Origin of the sequence: Streptomyces erythrochromogenes, from assembly GCF_040684695.1 — a bacterium.
GTDB classification, from domain to species: domain Bacteria; phylum Actinomycetota; class Actinomycetes; order Streptomycetales; family Streptomycetaceae; genus Streptomyces; species Streptomyces erythrochromogenes_C.
Window position 1 is genome coordinate 106,425 of the sequence record NZ_JBFBGM010000006.1, and the last position, 13,425, is coordinate 119,849.

The 13,425-nt window shown below is 74.1% G+C and carries 14 protein-coding genes; 12 read left to right on the forward strand and 2 right to left on the reverse strand.

The features are described 5' to 3' along the window. The first annotated feature begins 37 nt into the window (after window positions 1-37). From AB0O53_RS12390 to AB0O53_RS12405, 4 genes are all read left to right on the forward strand, one after another. The gene (locus AB0O53_RS12390) at window positions 38-721 is read left to right on the forward strand and encodes a response regulator (RefSeq protein ID WP_350992326.1); all 684 of its coding nucleotides are present in this window, start codon (window positions 38-40) and stop codon (window positions 719-721) included. A 6-nt stretch (window positions 722-727) separates the two neighbouring features. Further along, window positions 728-2,173, forward strand: coding sequence for an ATP-binding protein (locus tag AB0O53_RS12395; RefSeq protein WP_350992324.1), 1,446 nt, complete (start codon window positions 728-730; stop codon window positions 2,171-2,173). Beyond that, window positions 2,170-2,712, forward strand: coding sequence for a hypothetical protein (locus AB0O53_RS12400; protein ID WP_350992322.1), 543 nt, complete (start codon window positions 2,170-2,172; stop codon window positions 2,710-2,712). Before AB0O53_RS12395 ends, AB0O53_RS12400 begins: the two co-directional genes overlap by 4 nt. Window positions 2,713-2,781: 69 nt before the next feature. After that, complete coding sequence (locus AB0O53_RS12405) at window positions 2,782-4,041, forward strand: cytochrome P450 (protein ID WP_365195005.1); 1,260 nt, start codon at window positions 2,782-2,784, stop codon at window positions 4,039-4,041. On the opposite strand, the gene AB0O53_RS12410 is transcribed toward AB0O53_RS12405, so the two are convergent. Next, complete coding sequence (locus AB0O53_RS12410; RefSeq protein WP_350992318.1) at window positions 4,001-4,726, reverse strand: hypothetical protein; 726 nt, start codon at window positions 4,724-4,726, stop codon at window positions 4,001-4,003. The genes AB0O53_RS12405 and AB0O53_RS12410 overlap by 41 nt on opposite strands. Window positions 4,727-4,862: 136 nt before the next feature. On the opposite strand from AB0O53_RS12410, the gene ggt reads away from it, so the two are divergent. Next, on the forward strand, window positions 4,863-6,668 hold the full coding sequence (gene ggt, locus AB0O53_RS12415) for a gamma-glutamyltransferase (RefSeq protein WP_365195007.1): 1,806 nt from the start codon (window positions 4,863-4,865) through the stop codon (window positions 6,666-6,668). Between the two features lie 17 nt (window positions 6,669-6,685). Here the strand turns inward: ggt and map are convergent, their stop codons facing one another. Continuing rightward, window positions 6,686-7,453 (reverse strand): type I methionyl aminopeptidase, encoded by a 768-nt coding sequence (map, locus tag AB0O53_RS12420; RefSeq protein ID WP_365195010.1) that lies wholly within the window; start codon window positions 7,451-7,453, stop codon window positions 6,686-6,688. Window positions 7,454-7,517: 64 nt separating this feature from the next. Here map and AB0O53_RS12425 point away from each other — a divergent pair, with 64 nt between their 5' ends. The 7 genes from AB0O53_RS12425 (at window position 7,518) to AB0O53_RS12455 (ending at window position 13,416) form a co-directional block, all read left to right on the forward strand. Then, on the forward strand, window positions 7,518-7,769 hold the full coding sequence (locus tag AB0O53_RS12425) for a helix-turn-helix domain-containing protein (RefSeq protein WP_030855121.1): 252 nt from the start codon (window positions 7,518-7,520) through the stop codon (window positions 7,767-7,769). A 110-nt stretch (window positions 7,770-7,879) separates the two neighbouring features. Further along, a complete protein-coding gene (locus AB0O53_RS12430; RefSeq protein ID WP_359119768.1) occupies window positions 7,880-8,056 on the forward strand; it encodes a hypothetical protein in 177 nt (58 codons plus the stop codon). A gap of 246 nt (window positions 8,057-8,302) precedes the next feature. After that, the gene (locus AB0O53_RS12435) at window positions 8,303-8,995 is read left to right on the forward strand and encodes a fasciclin domain-containing protein (protein WP_365195013.1); all 693 of its coding nucleotides are present in this window, start codon (window positions 8,303-8,305) and stop codon (window positions 8,993-8,995) included. A 71-nt stretch (window positions 8,996-9,066) separates the two neighbouring features. Beyond that, window positions 9,067-9,447: a PPOX class F420-dependent oxidoreductase gene (locus AB0O53_RS12440; protein ID WP_365195015.1), complete on the forward strand. Its 381-nt coding sequence runs from the start codon at window positions 9,067-9,069 to the stop codon at window positions 9,445-9,447. A 99-nt stretch (window positions 9,448-9,546) separates the two neighbouring features. Continuing rightward, window positions 9,547-11,094 carry a hypothetical protein gene (locus AB0O53_RS12445; protein WP_365195018.1) on the forward strand — a complete coding sequence of 516 codons (1,548 nt, stop codon included), beginning with the start codon at window positions 9,547-9,549 and terminating at the stop codon, window positions 11,092-11,094. Between the two features lie 178 nt (window positions 11,095-11,272). Beyond that, window positions 11,273-12,115, forward strand: coding sequence for a nitrilase-related carbon-nitrogen hydrolase (locus AB0O53_RS12450; protein ID WP_350992304.1), 843 nt, complete (start codon window positions 11,273-11,275; stop codon window positions 12,113-12,115). After that, complete coding sequence (locus tag AB0O53_RS12455; protein ID WP_350992302.1) at window positions 12,112-13,416, forward strand: aspartate aminotransferase family protein; 1,305 nt, start codon at window positions 12,112-12,114, stop codon at window positions 13,414-13,416. The genes AB0O53_RS12450 and AB0O53_RS12455 overlap by 4 nt, the downstream gene beginning before the upstream one ends. The last annotated feature ends 9 nt before the right edge of the window (window positions 13,417-13,425 follow it).

The following is a 13,425-nucleotide window of genomic DNA, read 5'->3' on the forward strand; positions in this document are numbered from 1 at the left end:
GAGGAGAAGCCGAAGACCGCCTTGGGATACTGACCGGATGCCACGCGTACTGCTGATCGAGGACGACCCTTCCATCCGCGAAGGGGTGGGCCTCGGCCTGCGCCGCCGCGGCCACGAGGTGCGGGCCGCCGAGACCGGGGAGGACGGACTCGCCCTGATGGCGAGCTTCCACCCCGAACTCGTGCTGCTCGACCTCATGCTGCCCGGCATCAACGGCGTACAGGTCTGCCACCGCATCCGCCAGACCAGCGAGGTGCCCATCATCATGCTCACCGCACGCGGCGACGACTTCGACATCGTCATCGGCCTGGAGGCGGGCGCCGACGACTACATCGTCAAACCCGCCCGCACCGAGGTCATCGAAGCCCGCATCAAGGCCGTCCTGCGCCGGCTCAGCGACCCGGTGGGCTCCCGCCCCGGCATCGAGACCCACGGCGAACTCGCCATCGACCGGGCCGGACTGACCGTCGCCAAGAACGGCGAACGCGTCGCCCTCGCACCCAGCGAGATCAAGCTCCTGCTGCACCTGTCGGCCTCGCCCGAGCAGGTCTTCTCCCGCCAGCAGCTCCTCGAGTACGTCTGGGACCACAGCTACCACGCCGACGCCCGGCTCGTGGACGCCTGCGTGCGCCGCCTGCGCCACAAGATAGAGGACCCCGCCCGCAGCCCCCGCTACATACAGACCGTGCGCGGCTTCGGCTACCGCTTCGGCCCCCTGTAGGCCCCGGTGCGACGCATAGCGCCCCTGGGGCTGCGCACCCGGCTGATAGCGGCCTTCCTCCTGGTCGCCGCGATCAGCGCGGGAACCACCGCGGCCCTGACCTACCAGCAGGCGCGCAACGCCATCCTCAAGCAGACCCAGGACACCGCCGTCAGCACCCTGCGGGACCAGGTCGAGCAGCAGGAGATCCGGCTGCCCCTGGAACAGCAGGAACTCCAGCGCATCGTCATCGAGCTCGGCAAGCGCGGCAAACCCCACCCGTGGATCATCTTCGGCGAGTACGGCGGCGTACGCGTCTCCACCAACCCCGGCACGCCCACCTCCACCGTGATCACCGACAGCCTGCGCGACCGCGTCCGCAACAACCAGTACGCCGCCTTCCAGCGCGTCGAGGACCAACGCGGCAACCCCTGGCTCACCATCGGCGTCCCCGCCGTCTTCGAGCACAACGGGTTCACCGAATCCACCGGCGTCGTCTTCTACGCCAGCGTCCCGCTCTCCACCGAGAAGCAGACCGTCGAAGCCATGGTCGAGGCCGCCCAGCAGGGCGCCGTCCCGGGCCTGGCCATCGCCGTCGTCCCCGCCCTGCTGGCCGCCCGCAGCGTGCTGCGCCCGGTCCGCGACATGCGCCGTGCCGCTCAGAAACTGGGCCGCGGCCGCCTCGACACCCGCATCGAGGTCCGGGGCGCCGACGAACTCGCCGGACTCGCCCGCACCTTCAACGAGACCGCACGCGCCCTCGAACAGTCCGTGCGCGAACTGCAGGAGGCCGAGGTCCGCGCCCGCCGCTTCGCCTCCGACGTCTCCCACGAACTGCGCACCCCGCTCGCCGGCATGCTCGCCGTCACCGAGGTCCTCGACGAGGACGCCGCACGCCTGGACGCCGACACCGCCAAGGCCCTGCGCCTGGTCAGCGCCGAGACCGGCAAACTCGCCGTCCTCGTCGAGGACCTCATGGAGATCTCCCGGTTCGACGCCCGGGCCGCCGAGCTCAACCTCGACGACGTCGACATCGCCGAAGCCGTGCGCAAGACCCTCGAACGACGCCACTGGGACGACGCGCGCGTCGTCACCGAACTGCCCCACGGGGTCCGCGCCCGGCTCGACCCGCGCCGCTTCGACGTGATCCTCGCCAACCTCGTCGGCAACGCCCTGCGGCACGGCGGCGCCCCCGTGCACGTCACCGTGGGCACCGTCCCCGGCGAGGACGGCGAACGGCTCCTCATCGACGTCGCCGACAGCGGCCCCGGCATCGCCGCCGAGGTGCTGCCGCACATCTTCGACCGCTTCTTCAAGGCCGACGCGGCCCGAACCCGCTCCGCCGGCAGCGGCCTCGGACTCGCCATCACCCTGGAGAACGTCCGCCTGCACGGCGGCACCCTCCAGGCGGGCAACCGACCCGAGGGCGGCGCCTTCTTCACCCTCGACATGCCGCTGGAGGCCCAGGTATGACAGGGCGGAAGACGAGAGCCCGGGCCGCGTCGGCCACCGCCGTACTGGCGGGCTGCGCCCTGCTGCTCGCCGGATGCGGGATCAAACGCACCGGGGTGATCGAGAGCGGCCACCCCGCCACCGCGAACGTCCCCGGCGGCAAGAAGGCCGCCGCCCTCTACTTCGTCTCCAAGGACGGCGACCGGCTCGTCCCGGTCCCCCTCTCGATCGGCACCGAATACATCCTCGCGCCCACGCCGCTGCTGCGCATCCTGCTGGACGGCCCCAGGGGTGCGGCTTCCGAGGCCGGGTTCACGACGGCGCTGCCGAAGGTCTCCCAAGAACAGTGGGACGCGGTGACGGTGAGCAGGAACGCGGAGAAGGAACTGACCGCCAACCTCCCCTTCGCCGTGGGCGGCCTGTCGGACCTGGCCCGCAACCAGCTGGTGTGCACCGTCGGCGTCTCCGCCGTGCCGGACACCGTCAGCCGGGTCGGCATCAAGGGCACCGACACCGTCCTGCCCGCCACCGACTGCGATGCGCGCGGCAGCAGGCGCTGACGTCCGGCGGCCACCGTCCGCAGGGGCGGCACCCTTGCGGGCGGGCCGCACACCCGCCACGGTGGCCCCATGGACCACGCCGCGGACGTCCCCGACGTCTTCGACCCCCGCCTCTACGCCCTCGGCGTCCCGCACGAGCGCTACCGACTGCTGCGCGACCGCCACCCGGTGGCCTGGCAGCCGGAGCCCGAGATCGCGGGCTGGCCCGCCGGCCCCGGGTTCTGGGCCGTCACCCGGCACGCCGACGTCGTCCGGGTCCTGCGCGACCACCGGACGTACTCCTCCTGGCTGGGCGCCACCCAGATCCGCGACCCCGACCCGGCCGACCTGCCCTTCCTGCGCCGCACCATGCTCAACCAGGACCCGCCGGAGCACGGCAGGCTGCGCCGGCTCGTCGCCCGCGCCTTCACCCCCGCCCGCGTCGACGCCTTCGCCGGGCGCGTACGCGAACGGGCCCGCACCCTGCTGGCCGGCGCCCGCGACGCCGCCGAGGACGGCGCCGCCGACCTCGTCCGCACCGTCACCGACGAGTACGCGCTGCTCAACCTCACCGACCTGCTCGGTGTCCCGCCCGCCGACCGCGCCCTGCTGCTGGAATGGACCGTACGGGTCATCGGCTACCAGGACCCCGACGACGCCCCCGCACCGCTCCTCGGCCCCGACGGCAAGCCCCTCAACCCGCGCTCCCCGGCCCTGCTCGGCGAGATGTTCGCGTACGCCCGCGAACTCGCCGCCCACAAGCGCCGGCACCCCGGCGACGACGTGATGACCGCCCTCGCCACGGCCGGCCTCGACCCCGCCGAACTGGAAATGTTCTTCTTCCTGCTCACCGTCGCGGGCAACGACACCGTGCGCAGCGCCGCCCCCGGCGGCCTGCTCGCCCTCGCCCACGCCCCCGACGAATACCGCCGGCTCGCGCAGGGGAAGGTCACCGCGGAGAGCGCCGTCGAGGAACTCCTGCGCGTCCACCCGCCGGTCCTCAGCTTCCGCCGCACCGCCGCCGTCGACCACGGACCGGCCGGGCAGCCGGTCCGGGCCGGCGACAAGGTCGTCGTCTTCCACGCCTCCGCCAACCACGACGAGCGGGTCTTCACCGACCCCGGCCGCCTGGACCTCGGCCGCACACCCAACCCGCACGTGTCCTTCGGGGACGGCCCGCACGTCTGCCTGGGCGCGCACTTCGCCCGCCTCCAGCTGCGCACCCTCTACCAGGAGTGGCGCACCGCCATGCCCGCACCGGAACTGGCCGGTCCGCCCAGGCGGCTGGTGTCGAACTTCATCAACGGGATCACGCGGCTGCCGCTGCGGGTGTCCGGGCCGCCCGGGTGACGTCCGCGACCAGCTCGGTCACGTCCGGCCCGTAGGCGTCGGAGTTGACCAGCTTGAGCACCAGGCAGAAGGAGTCCGTCCCGTACTTGGCCGCCAGCCGGGTGTGGTGCCGGCTCAGGTACCGGGCGGCCGCCTGGTTGCTGACCGCGGTCTGCCCGGACAGCAGGAACACCGGCCGGCCGCCCTCCCCGCCCGCAAGCCGGGCCAGCACCACGAACTCCTCCAGCCCCTTGCGCCACCGGTAGGTCTCCTCGCCCACCCGGATCGCACCCCGGTCCTCGTGCTGCTCCGACTCCGTGTTGACGGTGATGCCCGGCAGCATGGACGCCAGATGCGCCGTGGTGCGGGCGTTCGAGACGGGCCCGCCGACACAGAACTCGGCCCGGTCGCCGAAGCCCTGACGGGCGGTGTCGTGCGTGACGATCTGGACGTTCGCCCCGCAGTCCTTGATCAGAGCGGAGATCTCCAGCAGCGCGAAGGCATCGTTGCGGTGCAGGGAGGAATCCTTTCCTCCCATCTGCCGGTTGACCACGAACAGGCAGTCCGAGCCGGTCGGCAGCCCGAAGAAGGCCTGCTTGCGGCGGAGCGCGCGCCGCCAGAGGTAGGTCCGGGAGAACCAGCCGAACCCGCCGCTGACGGCGGTGGCTATCACCCCGAGCACGATGTTGCGCACGTCGTCGTTCATGCGCGGGATGCTAGCGCCGCGGCCGCCGGGGGTCACCGGCGCGGTCCCTCCCGACGGGCGGCGCGCCCCCGCCGACGCCCTGACGGGGCGGCGGGCCCGGCGCTAGGCTCGGCCCACGCTGCCACTGGAGGTCCGGATGCACCGTCCTGCCGTCGCCCGCACGTTACCGATGCTGACCGTCGTTGCCGCACTCGTCTCGACGGGAGCCGCCCCGCCCACCGCCGCGGCCGGGGCCCCGCCGGCGAAGGTCCCCGTCGCCGCCGGCTACGGCGGAGCCGTCGCCAGCGTCGACGCCGACGCCTCGGCCGCCGGCATCGCCGTACTGCGCGCCGGCGGCAACGCCGTCGACGCGGCCGTCGCCACCGCCGCGGCCCTCGGCGTCACCGAGCCCTACTCGGCGGGCATCGGAGGCGGCGGCTACTTCGTCTACTACGACGCCCGCTCCCGCCGGGTGCACACCATCGACGGCCGGGAGACCGCCCCGGCCACGGCCACGGCCACCCTGTTCCAGGAGAACGGCCAGCCGATCCCCTTCGCCGAGGGCCAGACCAGCGGACTGGGCGTCGGCGTCCCCGGGACCCCCGCCACCTGGAAGAGCGCCCTCGACGCCTGGGGCAGCCGGCCGCTGCGCCAACTCCTGCGGCCCGCCGAGAAACTGGCCCGCGACGGCTTCACCGTGGACGCCACCTTCCGGGCCCAGACCGAGCTCAACGAAGCCCGCTTCAGGGACTTCCCGGACACCTCGAAGCTCTTCCTGCCGGGCGGCTCCCTGCCCGTGGTCGGCTCCACCTTCAAGAACCCGGACCTCGCCGACACCTACGCCGAACTCGCCCGCAAGGGCACCGGCGCCCTCTACCGGGGCCCCCTCGCCGACGACATCGTCCGCACCGTCCGCACGCCCCCGGTGGACCCCGCGGCCACCCGCACGGTCCGCCCCGGCGACCTCACCGCCGGGGACCTGCGCGCGTACGCAACCAAGCGCCAGGACCCCACCCGGGTGAACTACCGCGGCCTGGACGTCTACAGCATGGCGCCCTCGTCCTCCGGCGGCACCACGGTCGGCGAGGCGCTGAACATCCTCGAACGCAGCGACCTCGCGAAGCTCTCCGAGACCCAGTACCTGCACCGCTTCATCGAGGCCTCCCGGATCTCCTTCGCCGACCGCGGCCGCTGGGTCGGCGACCCGGCCGCCGAGGACGTGCCGACGCGCGAACTGCTCTCGCAGCGCTTCGCCGACTCCCGCGCCTGCCTGATCGACCCCGGCCGGGCCCTGACCAGCCCGCTGGCCCCCGGAGACCCGCGCCGCCCCGTGCCCTGCGCCACCACCGGACAGGCCGCCCCGACCACCTACGAGGGCGAGAACACCACGCACCTGACGGTCGCCGACCGCTGGGGCAACGTCGTCTCCTACACCCTGACCATCGAGTCCACCGGCGGCAGCGCCATCACCGTCCCCGGCCGCGGCTTCCTGCTCAACAACGAACTCACCGACTTCTCCTTCGCCCCGGCGGCGCCCGGAGTCCCGGACCCGAACCTGCCCGGCCCCGGCAAGCGGCCGCGCTCGTCCATGTCCCCGACGATCGTGCTGGACCACGGCCGGCCGGTGCTGGCCGTCGGCTCGCCCGGCGGAGCCACCATCATCACCACCGTCCTGCAGACCCTGACCGGCCACCTCGACCGGGGCCTGCCGCTCGTCGACGCGATCGCCGCGCCCCGGGCCAGCCAGCGCAACCAGACCACCACCGAGCTGGAGCCGGGCCTGTGGAACAGCCCGCTGCGCGCCGAGCTGGAGGCCCTGGGCCAGGGATTCCGGCAGAACCCGGAGATCGGCGCGGCCACCGGGGTCCAGCGGCTGCCCGACGGCCGATGGCTGGCGGCGGCCGAGACCTCCCGGCGCGGCGGCGGCTCGGCCATGGTCGTACGCCCGCACGGCGCCCCGTAGGAGCCGTCCGGGGCCGGTCAGAGCGCGGTGAGGATCCGCGGGCCGCGTGCGGTGATCGCGACCGTGTGCTCCGAGTGCGCGGCGCGGGTGCCGTCGACGGTGCGAAGGGTCCAGCCGTCGCCGTCGCACCGGTAGTCGTCCGTACCGCCCGCGATCAGCATCGGCTCGATCGCGAGGACCATGCCGGGGCGCAGCTTCATGCCGCGCCCCGGCGGGCCCTCGTTGGGCACGCCCGGGTCCTCGTGCATGGCGCGCCCGATGCCGTGGCCGCCGAAGCCGTCGGGGACGCCGTAACCGGCGGAGCGGCAGACCGTGCCGACGGCGTGGGCGATGTCCCCGATCCTGTTGCCGGGCACGGCGGCGGCGATGCCCGCCGCGAGGGCCGCCTCGGACGTCTCGATCAGCCGCAGGTCCTCGGGGCGGGCGCGGCCGACGGTGAAGCTGACCGCCGCGTCCCCCGCCCAGCCGCCGAGCTTCGCCCCGCAGTCGATGCTGACGAGGTCTCCGTCGCACAGCCGGTAGTCGTCGGGGATGCCGTGCACGATCGCGTCGTTGACGGAGGCGCACACCACCGCGGGGAAGGGCACCGGCGCGAAGCTCGGCCGGTAGCCGAGGAAGGGCGACGTCGCCCCGGCCCCGCGCAGCACCTCGCGGGCCACCCCGTCCAGGTCCGACAGGGCCACGCCGACGTGCGCGGCCTTCCGTACGGCGGCCAGGGCACGGGCGACGACCCGGCCCGCGGCGCGCATCTTCTCGATCTCGGGTGCTGTCTTCAGTTCCACCATGCCAATAACTATACCGGTATAACTGTAACGGGATAACTATTGGCCGTCCGGGTAGGATGGCCGCATGGTCCGTACCCCTCTCACCCCCGAAGAGCGCGAGCGCGGCGAGCGCCTGGGCGCCCTGCTGCGCGAGGCCCGCGGCACCCGCAGCATGGTCGAGGTCGCGGCCGGGGCGGGGCTCTCCGCCGAGACCCTGCGCAAGATCGAGACCGGCCGGGCGCCCACCCCCGCCTTCTTCACCGTCGCCGCCCTCGCCGAGGCGCTCGGACTCTCCCTCGACGACGTGCTCAGGCGCTGCGCGGCCGTACCCGCCTGAGGTCCCGGGCTGCCGGGCCGGGGCCGTCCGCCGGGCCTTTCGGGCGGGAGTCGAGGCCGAACGGCCCAATCCGCGGTGGGACTTGCCGTACGCGGGGCAGGCGTGAAGGCGTGTCAGCCACGAACGCAGCCAAGCGACTCGGATTCGCAGCCGTCGGCGCCCTCCTCGCGGGAGGGCTCCTGCTGGCGGCGTGCGCGCTGCCGGACGGCAGGTCCGCTCCCGTACGCGATGCCGACGGGCCGGGCCGGACGGGATCCGTCGAGCCGGGCGGCCCGCACGGCCGTTGAGCGGTGACGCCGGCGCCCGCCCCCGACCGGTGGGGTGAGGTACCCATCCGCGGGCCGGAGGGCACCGAACCCGAAGTGTGAGCACGTTCCGCACGGCCCCCGCCGCCTCCGCCGTGACCGCGGCGTGCGGGGCCGCGCCCCTGCCCGCACGCCGGACCGCGACCTCCGTCGGGTCGAGCCGGCCCCGGCCGTCGCCCGCATCCGGCGGCAGCGGTCGGTCCCACCGAGCCCGAGGAGCAACCGATCATGGACCACGCCCGCACCAGCACCGGCACCGGCGTCCGCACCCGCGTCCGCGCCCGCATCCGCCGTACGGCGATCGCCGCGGCCGCAGCCGCCCTCCTGCCCTTCGCGCTCGTGGCCTGCGCGGACTCCGGCGGTGACGCCGGGGCCGCCCCGGCCGCCGGGTCGGCCGAGGAGGGGGCGGCCGACGGCCCCGCGGCGGCCGAGGGCGCCGTGACGACCGAAGGCCCCTTCGGCCCGGCCTGCGCCGCGGTGCCCAAGCAGGGGGCGGGTTCCTTCGAGGGCATGGCCAAGGCCCCGGTGGCCACCGCGGCCTCCGGCAACCCGGCCCTGTCCACGCTGGTCGCCGCGATCAAGAAGGCCGGCCTGGTCGACACGCTCAACAACGCGAAGGACATCACGGTCTTCGCGCCGACCGACGAGGCCTTCGCGAAGCTCCCGAAGGCCGACCTCGACAAGGTCCTCGCCGACAAGGCCGCGCTGACCAGGATCCTGACCTACCACGTGGTCGGCCAGAGGCTGGCGCCGAGGCAGCTGGAGAGCGGCACCTTCGAGACGCTGCAGAAGGGCGAGCTGACCACCGACGGCCTGGGGGAGGAGTACAAGGTCAACGGCACCTCCAACGTGGTCTGCGGCGAGGTGGAGACCGCCAACGCCACCGTCTACCTCGTCGACACCGTCCTGATGCCGAAGTAGCGGCCGACGGGCCGGGCCGGTGTGCGGGGTCGGTGGGCGGGGTCGGCGGCCGTCCGCGCTAGGGTCCGGTCATGGGTCTCCAGGAGCTCGGCAGCGCGCGGTACGTCAGCCTCACCACCTTCCGCAAGGACGGCACGCCCGTGGCGACGCCGGTGTGGGCCGTCGCCGACGGGGGTGAGCTGTACGTGTGGACGCGCAGCGACTCCTGGAAGGTCAAGCGCATCCGCAACGACGGCCGTGTCACGGTCGCCGCGTGCGACGTGCGCGGGCGCCTCGCGGAAGGAACGCCCGTGTTCGAGGGGCAGGCCCGGCTGCTCGACGAGGAGGGCCTGCGCCGGGTGCGCAAGCTGATGTCGCGCAAGTACACCTGGCAGTTCTGGGCCGTGGACGTGCCCGCCGCTCTGGTGCGCCGCGGGCAGCGGCCGCACACCGCGATCGCCGTCAAGCTTTGAGACTCCCGTAGCCCGCCCGTAACACGGGTGGGGTCCAATGCGGTCATGGAGACCGCGACTTCACTGGCGATCAGTCAACTCTCCGGATATTTGCGGGGGTTGACGCAGAGGCTGGATGCCGGGGCAGGCTGGTACGGGGAGTTCCTGCGCCGGGATCCGGAGGGCGTGCGGGCCTGCCTGAACGGGGCGGCGATACCCCCGTGGGACGTGATCGAGTCCCTGCTGAGGGACCTCGAAGGGGCGGGCGGCGCGGAACTCGCGGCGCGGGAGACCGTATACGCGGCCCGGCTGCGGGCGGCGGCCGTCACCGTGTGGGACCGCCTGCCGGGGGGCGAGGAGGAACTGCGGACCCTGCTCGCGGCGGCCGCCGACCAGCGGGCCGAGTCGGAGGCGGCCCTGCGGAGCCTGACCGCCCGCCTCGGCGGCACCGCCGACCGGGCCGAGACCGACGCCCTGACCCGCGAACTGTCCTGGACCCAGGACGACGTGGCCCGCGCCGCGGCCCGCCACGAGGACCTGGCCGCCCGCCTGACCGCCCTGGAGACCGTCCCGCCGCCGACCGTGCCCCACCAGCGATCCCCCCTGCCGCCGCGGCCCGTGCCCCGAACCGACCCCACCCCCGCGCGGCCGGGCCCCTGGCCGCAGGCCCAGGCCGAGCCGGGTACCGGCCCCGGAGCTGCGCACGCGCGGTCCGCCGCGCCCTCGGGGGCCTGGCGGGCGGCATCGCCCGGGCCCGCCGAGCCCGTGCCGACCGGTGTCCGGGCGGGAGACCGGCCGCAGGCCCCGGAGGGGGCGGACGCGGGCCCCGAGGCCGCGGCCGAGCCGGCGGTGCTGCCACCCGTCGGGCGGGCGGAGGGGCGGTGGCTGCGCGGGGCGCGCCGGGCCGGGGGCGCCCGGTACGCCGGGGCGGCGGCCGACGGGGCCCCGGTCTTCACCCCGCCGCCGGGCCACCCGGATGCCGGGGCCGCGGGCGGGGCGCCGAGCCCGGAACCCCGTCCCGCCCCGCGCGGCGCCCGCTTCGGCCGGGCGATCCCCGACCCCGAGCCGCAGTCCGATCCACAGGCCGCGCCGGCGCCCGTACCGCAGGCCGCGCCGGCGTCCGCGCCCGCCCCCGCGCAGCCGACCGCCGGGCCCCGGGCCGTCGCCGCCGAACTGCTCGCGCTGCGCGCGCAGGGGCGTACCGGCGAGGCGCACGCCCTGCTCTGCCAGGCCGCGGCCTCGCCCGCCGCGCAACTGCCCGGGCTGGCCGCCGAACTGGCCCGGGCCGGCCTGGCGGCCGACTGGGCCACCCTGCTGTGGGAGGCGGCTTCGCTGCCGCCGGAACAGCTCGCCGCGGCCGCCGCCGCCCTCGGCGACGCCGGCCGGGAGGCCGACCGCGACGCCCTGCTGCGCCAGGGTGTCGCCCGCCCCGCCGCCGAGGTCGCCGACGCGGCCCTCGCCCTCGGCGCGGCCGGCCGCGACCGGGAGGCCGACGCCCTGCTCGGGGCCTTCGTGCGGGTCCGCACCGCCGAAGAGGCCGCCGACCTGGCCCGTTACGACCCGCGATGGCTCGCCCCGCGCCTGCTGCGGGCCGCCGGATCACTCCCCGGTGCCCGCCACCGCGACCTCCTCCACGCCCTGCGCGTGGCCGGCATCGTCGCACCCTAGGTCGTGTCGTCAAAGTCCCGTCTGCTGACCGCAAACGACCGCGGCGCGACGTAACGTGATCGACTACTCCAACCGCGCACGGCGCTCTTGCCCCACGCTGTGACGGGGCCTACGTTCTACTCCCTACGCACTCCGTCTACGTGCGTAGAACCGGCGTTCCCGTCGCAAGGAGCAGCTCATGGCCCAAGTCGTCCGCGCCGCGCTGGTCCAGGCCACCTGGACCGGAGACACCGAATCGATGATCGCCAAGCACGAGGAGTACGCCCGCCGGGCCGCCGCCGAGGGCGCGAAGGTCATCGGCTTCCAGGAGGTCTTCAACGCCCCCTACTTCTGCCAGGTCCAGGAGCCCGAGCACTACCGCTGGGCCGAGGCCGTCCCCGACGGCCCGACCGTCCGCCGCATGCAGGACCTCGCCCGCGAGACCGGCATGGTGATCGTCGTCCCGGTCTTCGAGCTGGAGAGCGAGGGCTTCTACTACAACACCGCTGCCGTCATCGACGCCGACGGCAGCTACCTCGGCAAGTACCGCAAGCACCACATCCCGCAGGTCAAGGGCTTCTGGGAAAAGTACTACTTCCGTCCGGGCAACCTCGGCTGGCCCGTCTTCGACACCGCCGTCGGCCGCATCGGCGTCTACATCTGCTACGACCGCCACTTCCCCGAGGGCTGGCGCCAGCTGGGCCTGGCCGGAGCGCAGCTGGTCTACAACCCCTCCGCCACCCACCGCGGCCTCTCCGCCTACCTCTGGCAGCTCGAACAGCCCGCCGCGGCCGTCGCCAACGAGTACTTCATCGCCGCGATCAACCGCATCGGCCAGGAGGAGTACGGCGACAACGACTTCTACGGCACCAGCTACTTCGTCGACCCGCGGGGCCGGTTCGTCGGCGACGTCGCCAGCGACAAGGAGGAGGAACTCCTCGTCCGCGACCTCGACTTCGACCTGATCAAGGAGGTCCGCGACCAGTGGGCCTTCTACCGCGACCGCCGTCCCGACGCCTACGGAGGGCTCGTACAGCCGTGACCAACCCCACCCCGCTCCACAACCGCCACCGCACCGTCCTGCCCGACTGGCTCGCGCTCTACTACGAGAACCCCATCGAGCTCACCCACGGCGAGGGACGCCACGTCTGGGACGCCGACGGCAACCGCTACCTCGACTTCTTCGGCGGCATCCTCACCACGATGACCGCGCACGCCCTGCCCGAGGTCACCAAGGCTGTCGCCGAGCAGGCCGGGCGGATCATCCACTCCTCCACCCTGTACCTCAACCGGCCGATGATCGAGCTGGCCGAGCGGGTCGCCGCCCTGTCGGGCATCCCCGACGCCCGCGTCTTCTTCACCACCTCCGGCACCGAGGCCAACGACACCGCCCTGCTGCTCGCGACGACGTACCGCCGCTCCAACCAGATCCTGGCGATGCGCAACAGCTACCACGGCCGGTCCTTCTCCACCGTGTCCATCACCGGCAACCGCGGCTGGTCGCCGACCAGCCTCTCGCCGCTGCAGACCTACTACGTCCACGGCGCCGTGCGCACCCGCGGCCCCTTCGCCCACCTCGACGACACCGCCTTCACCGCCGCGGCCGTCGCCGACCTGGAGGACGTACTCGGCCAGGCCCGCGGGGGAGTGGCCGCCCTCATCGCCGAACCGGTCCAGGGCGTCGGAGGCTTCACCTCCCCGCCCGACGGCCTGTACGGCGCCTTCCGCGAGGTCCTCGACCGCCACGGCATCCTGTGGATCAGCGACGAGGTGCAGACCGGCTGGGGCCGTACCGGCGACCACTTCTGGGGCTGGCAGGCCCACGCCCAGAACGGCCCGCCGGACATCCTCACCTTCGCCAAGGGCATCGGCAACGGCATGTCCATCGGCGGGGTCGTCGCCCGCGCCGAGGTGATGAACTGCCTGGACTCCAACTCCATCTCCACCTTCGGCGGTTCACCCGTCACCATGGCGGCCGGCGTCGCCAACCTCGGCTACCTGCTCGAACACGACCTCCAGGGCAACGCCCGCCGCGTCGGCGGCCTGCTCCTGGAACGGCTGCGCGGCATCGCCGCCTCCGTCCCCGCCGTACGGGAGGTCCGCGGCCGGGGCCTGATGGCCGGCATCGAACTGACCCGGCCCGGTACCGACGAGGCCGACCCGGACGCCGCCTCCGCCGTCCTGGAGGCCGCCCGCGAAGGCGGCCTGCTGCTCGGCAAGGGCGGCGGCCACAACACCAGCGTGCTGCGCATCGCACCGCCGCTCTCCCTCACCGTCGCCGAGGCGGAAGAGGGCGCCGAGATCCTCGAACAGGCACTCCGCCAAGTGAACCGCGCCGGGTAGGGGGAACCG

What these genes read in the sequence shown, in the direction of transcription:
- AB0O53_RS12390 (WP_350992326.1), top strand. Translation starts at nt 38, where the DNA reads ATGCCACGCGTACTGCTGATCGAGGACGACCCTTCCATCCGCGAAGGG.
- AB0O53_RS12400 (WP_350992322.1), top strand. Translation starts at nt 2,170, where the DNA reads ATGACAGGGCGGAAGACGAGAGCCCGGGCCGCGTCGGCCACCGCCGTA.
- AB0O53_RS12405 (WP_365195005.1), top strand. Translation starts at nt 2,782, where the DNA reads ATGGACCACGCCGCGGACGTCCCCGACGTCTTCGACCCCCGCCTCTAC.
- AB0O53_RS12410 (WP_350992318.1), bottom strand. Translation starts at nt 4,726, where the DNA reads ATGAACGACGACGTGCGCAACATCGTGCTCGGGGTGATAGCCACCGCC.
- ggt (WP_365195007.1), top strand. Translation starts at nt 4,863, where the DNA reads ATGCACCGTCCTGCCGTCGCCCGCACGTTACCGATGCTGACCGTCGTT.
- map (WP_365195010.1), bottom strand. Translation starts at nt 7,453, where the DNA reads ATGGTGGAACTGAAGACAGCACCCGAGATCGAGAAGATGCGCGCCGCG.
- AB0O53_RS12425 (WP_030855121.1), top strand. Translation starts at nt 7,518, where the DNA reads ATGGTCCGTACCCCTCTCACCCCCGAAGAGCGCGAGCGCGGCGAGCGC.
- AB0O53_RS12435 (WP_365195013.1), top strand. Translation starts at nt 8,303, where the DNA reads ATGGACCACGCCCGCACCAGCACCGGCACCGGCGTCCGCACCCGCGTC.
- AB0O53_RS12440 (WP_365195015.1), top strand. Translation starts at nt 9,067, where the DNA reads ATGGGTCTCCAGGAGCTCGGCAGCGCGCGGTACGTCAGCCTCACCACC.
- AB0O53_RS12450 (WP_350992304.1), top strand. Translation starts at nt 11,273, where the DNA reads ATGGCCCAAGTCGTCCGCGCCGCGCTGGTCCAGGCCACCTGGACCGGA.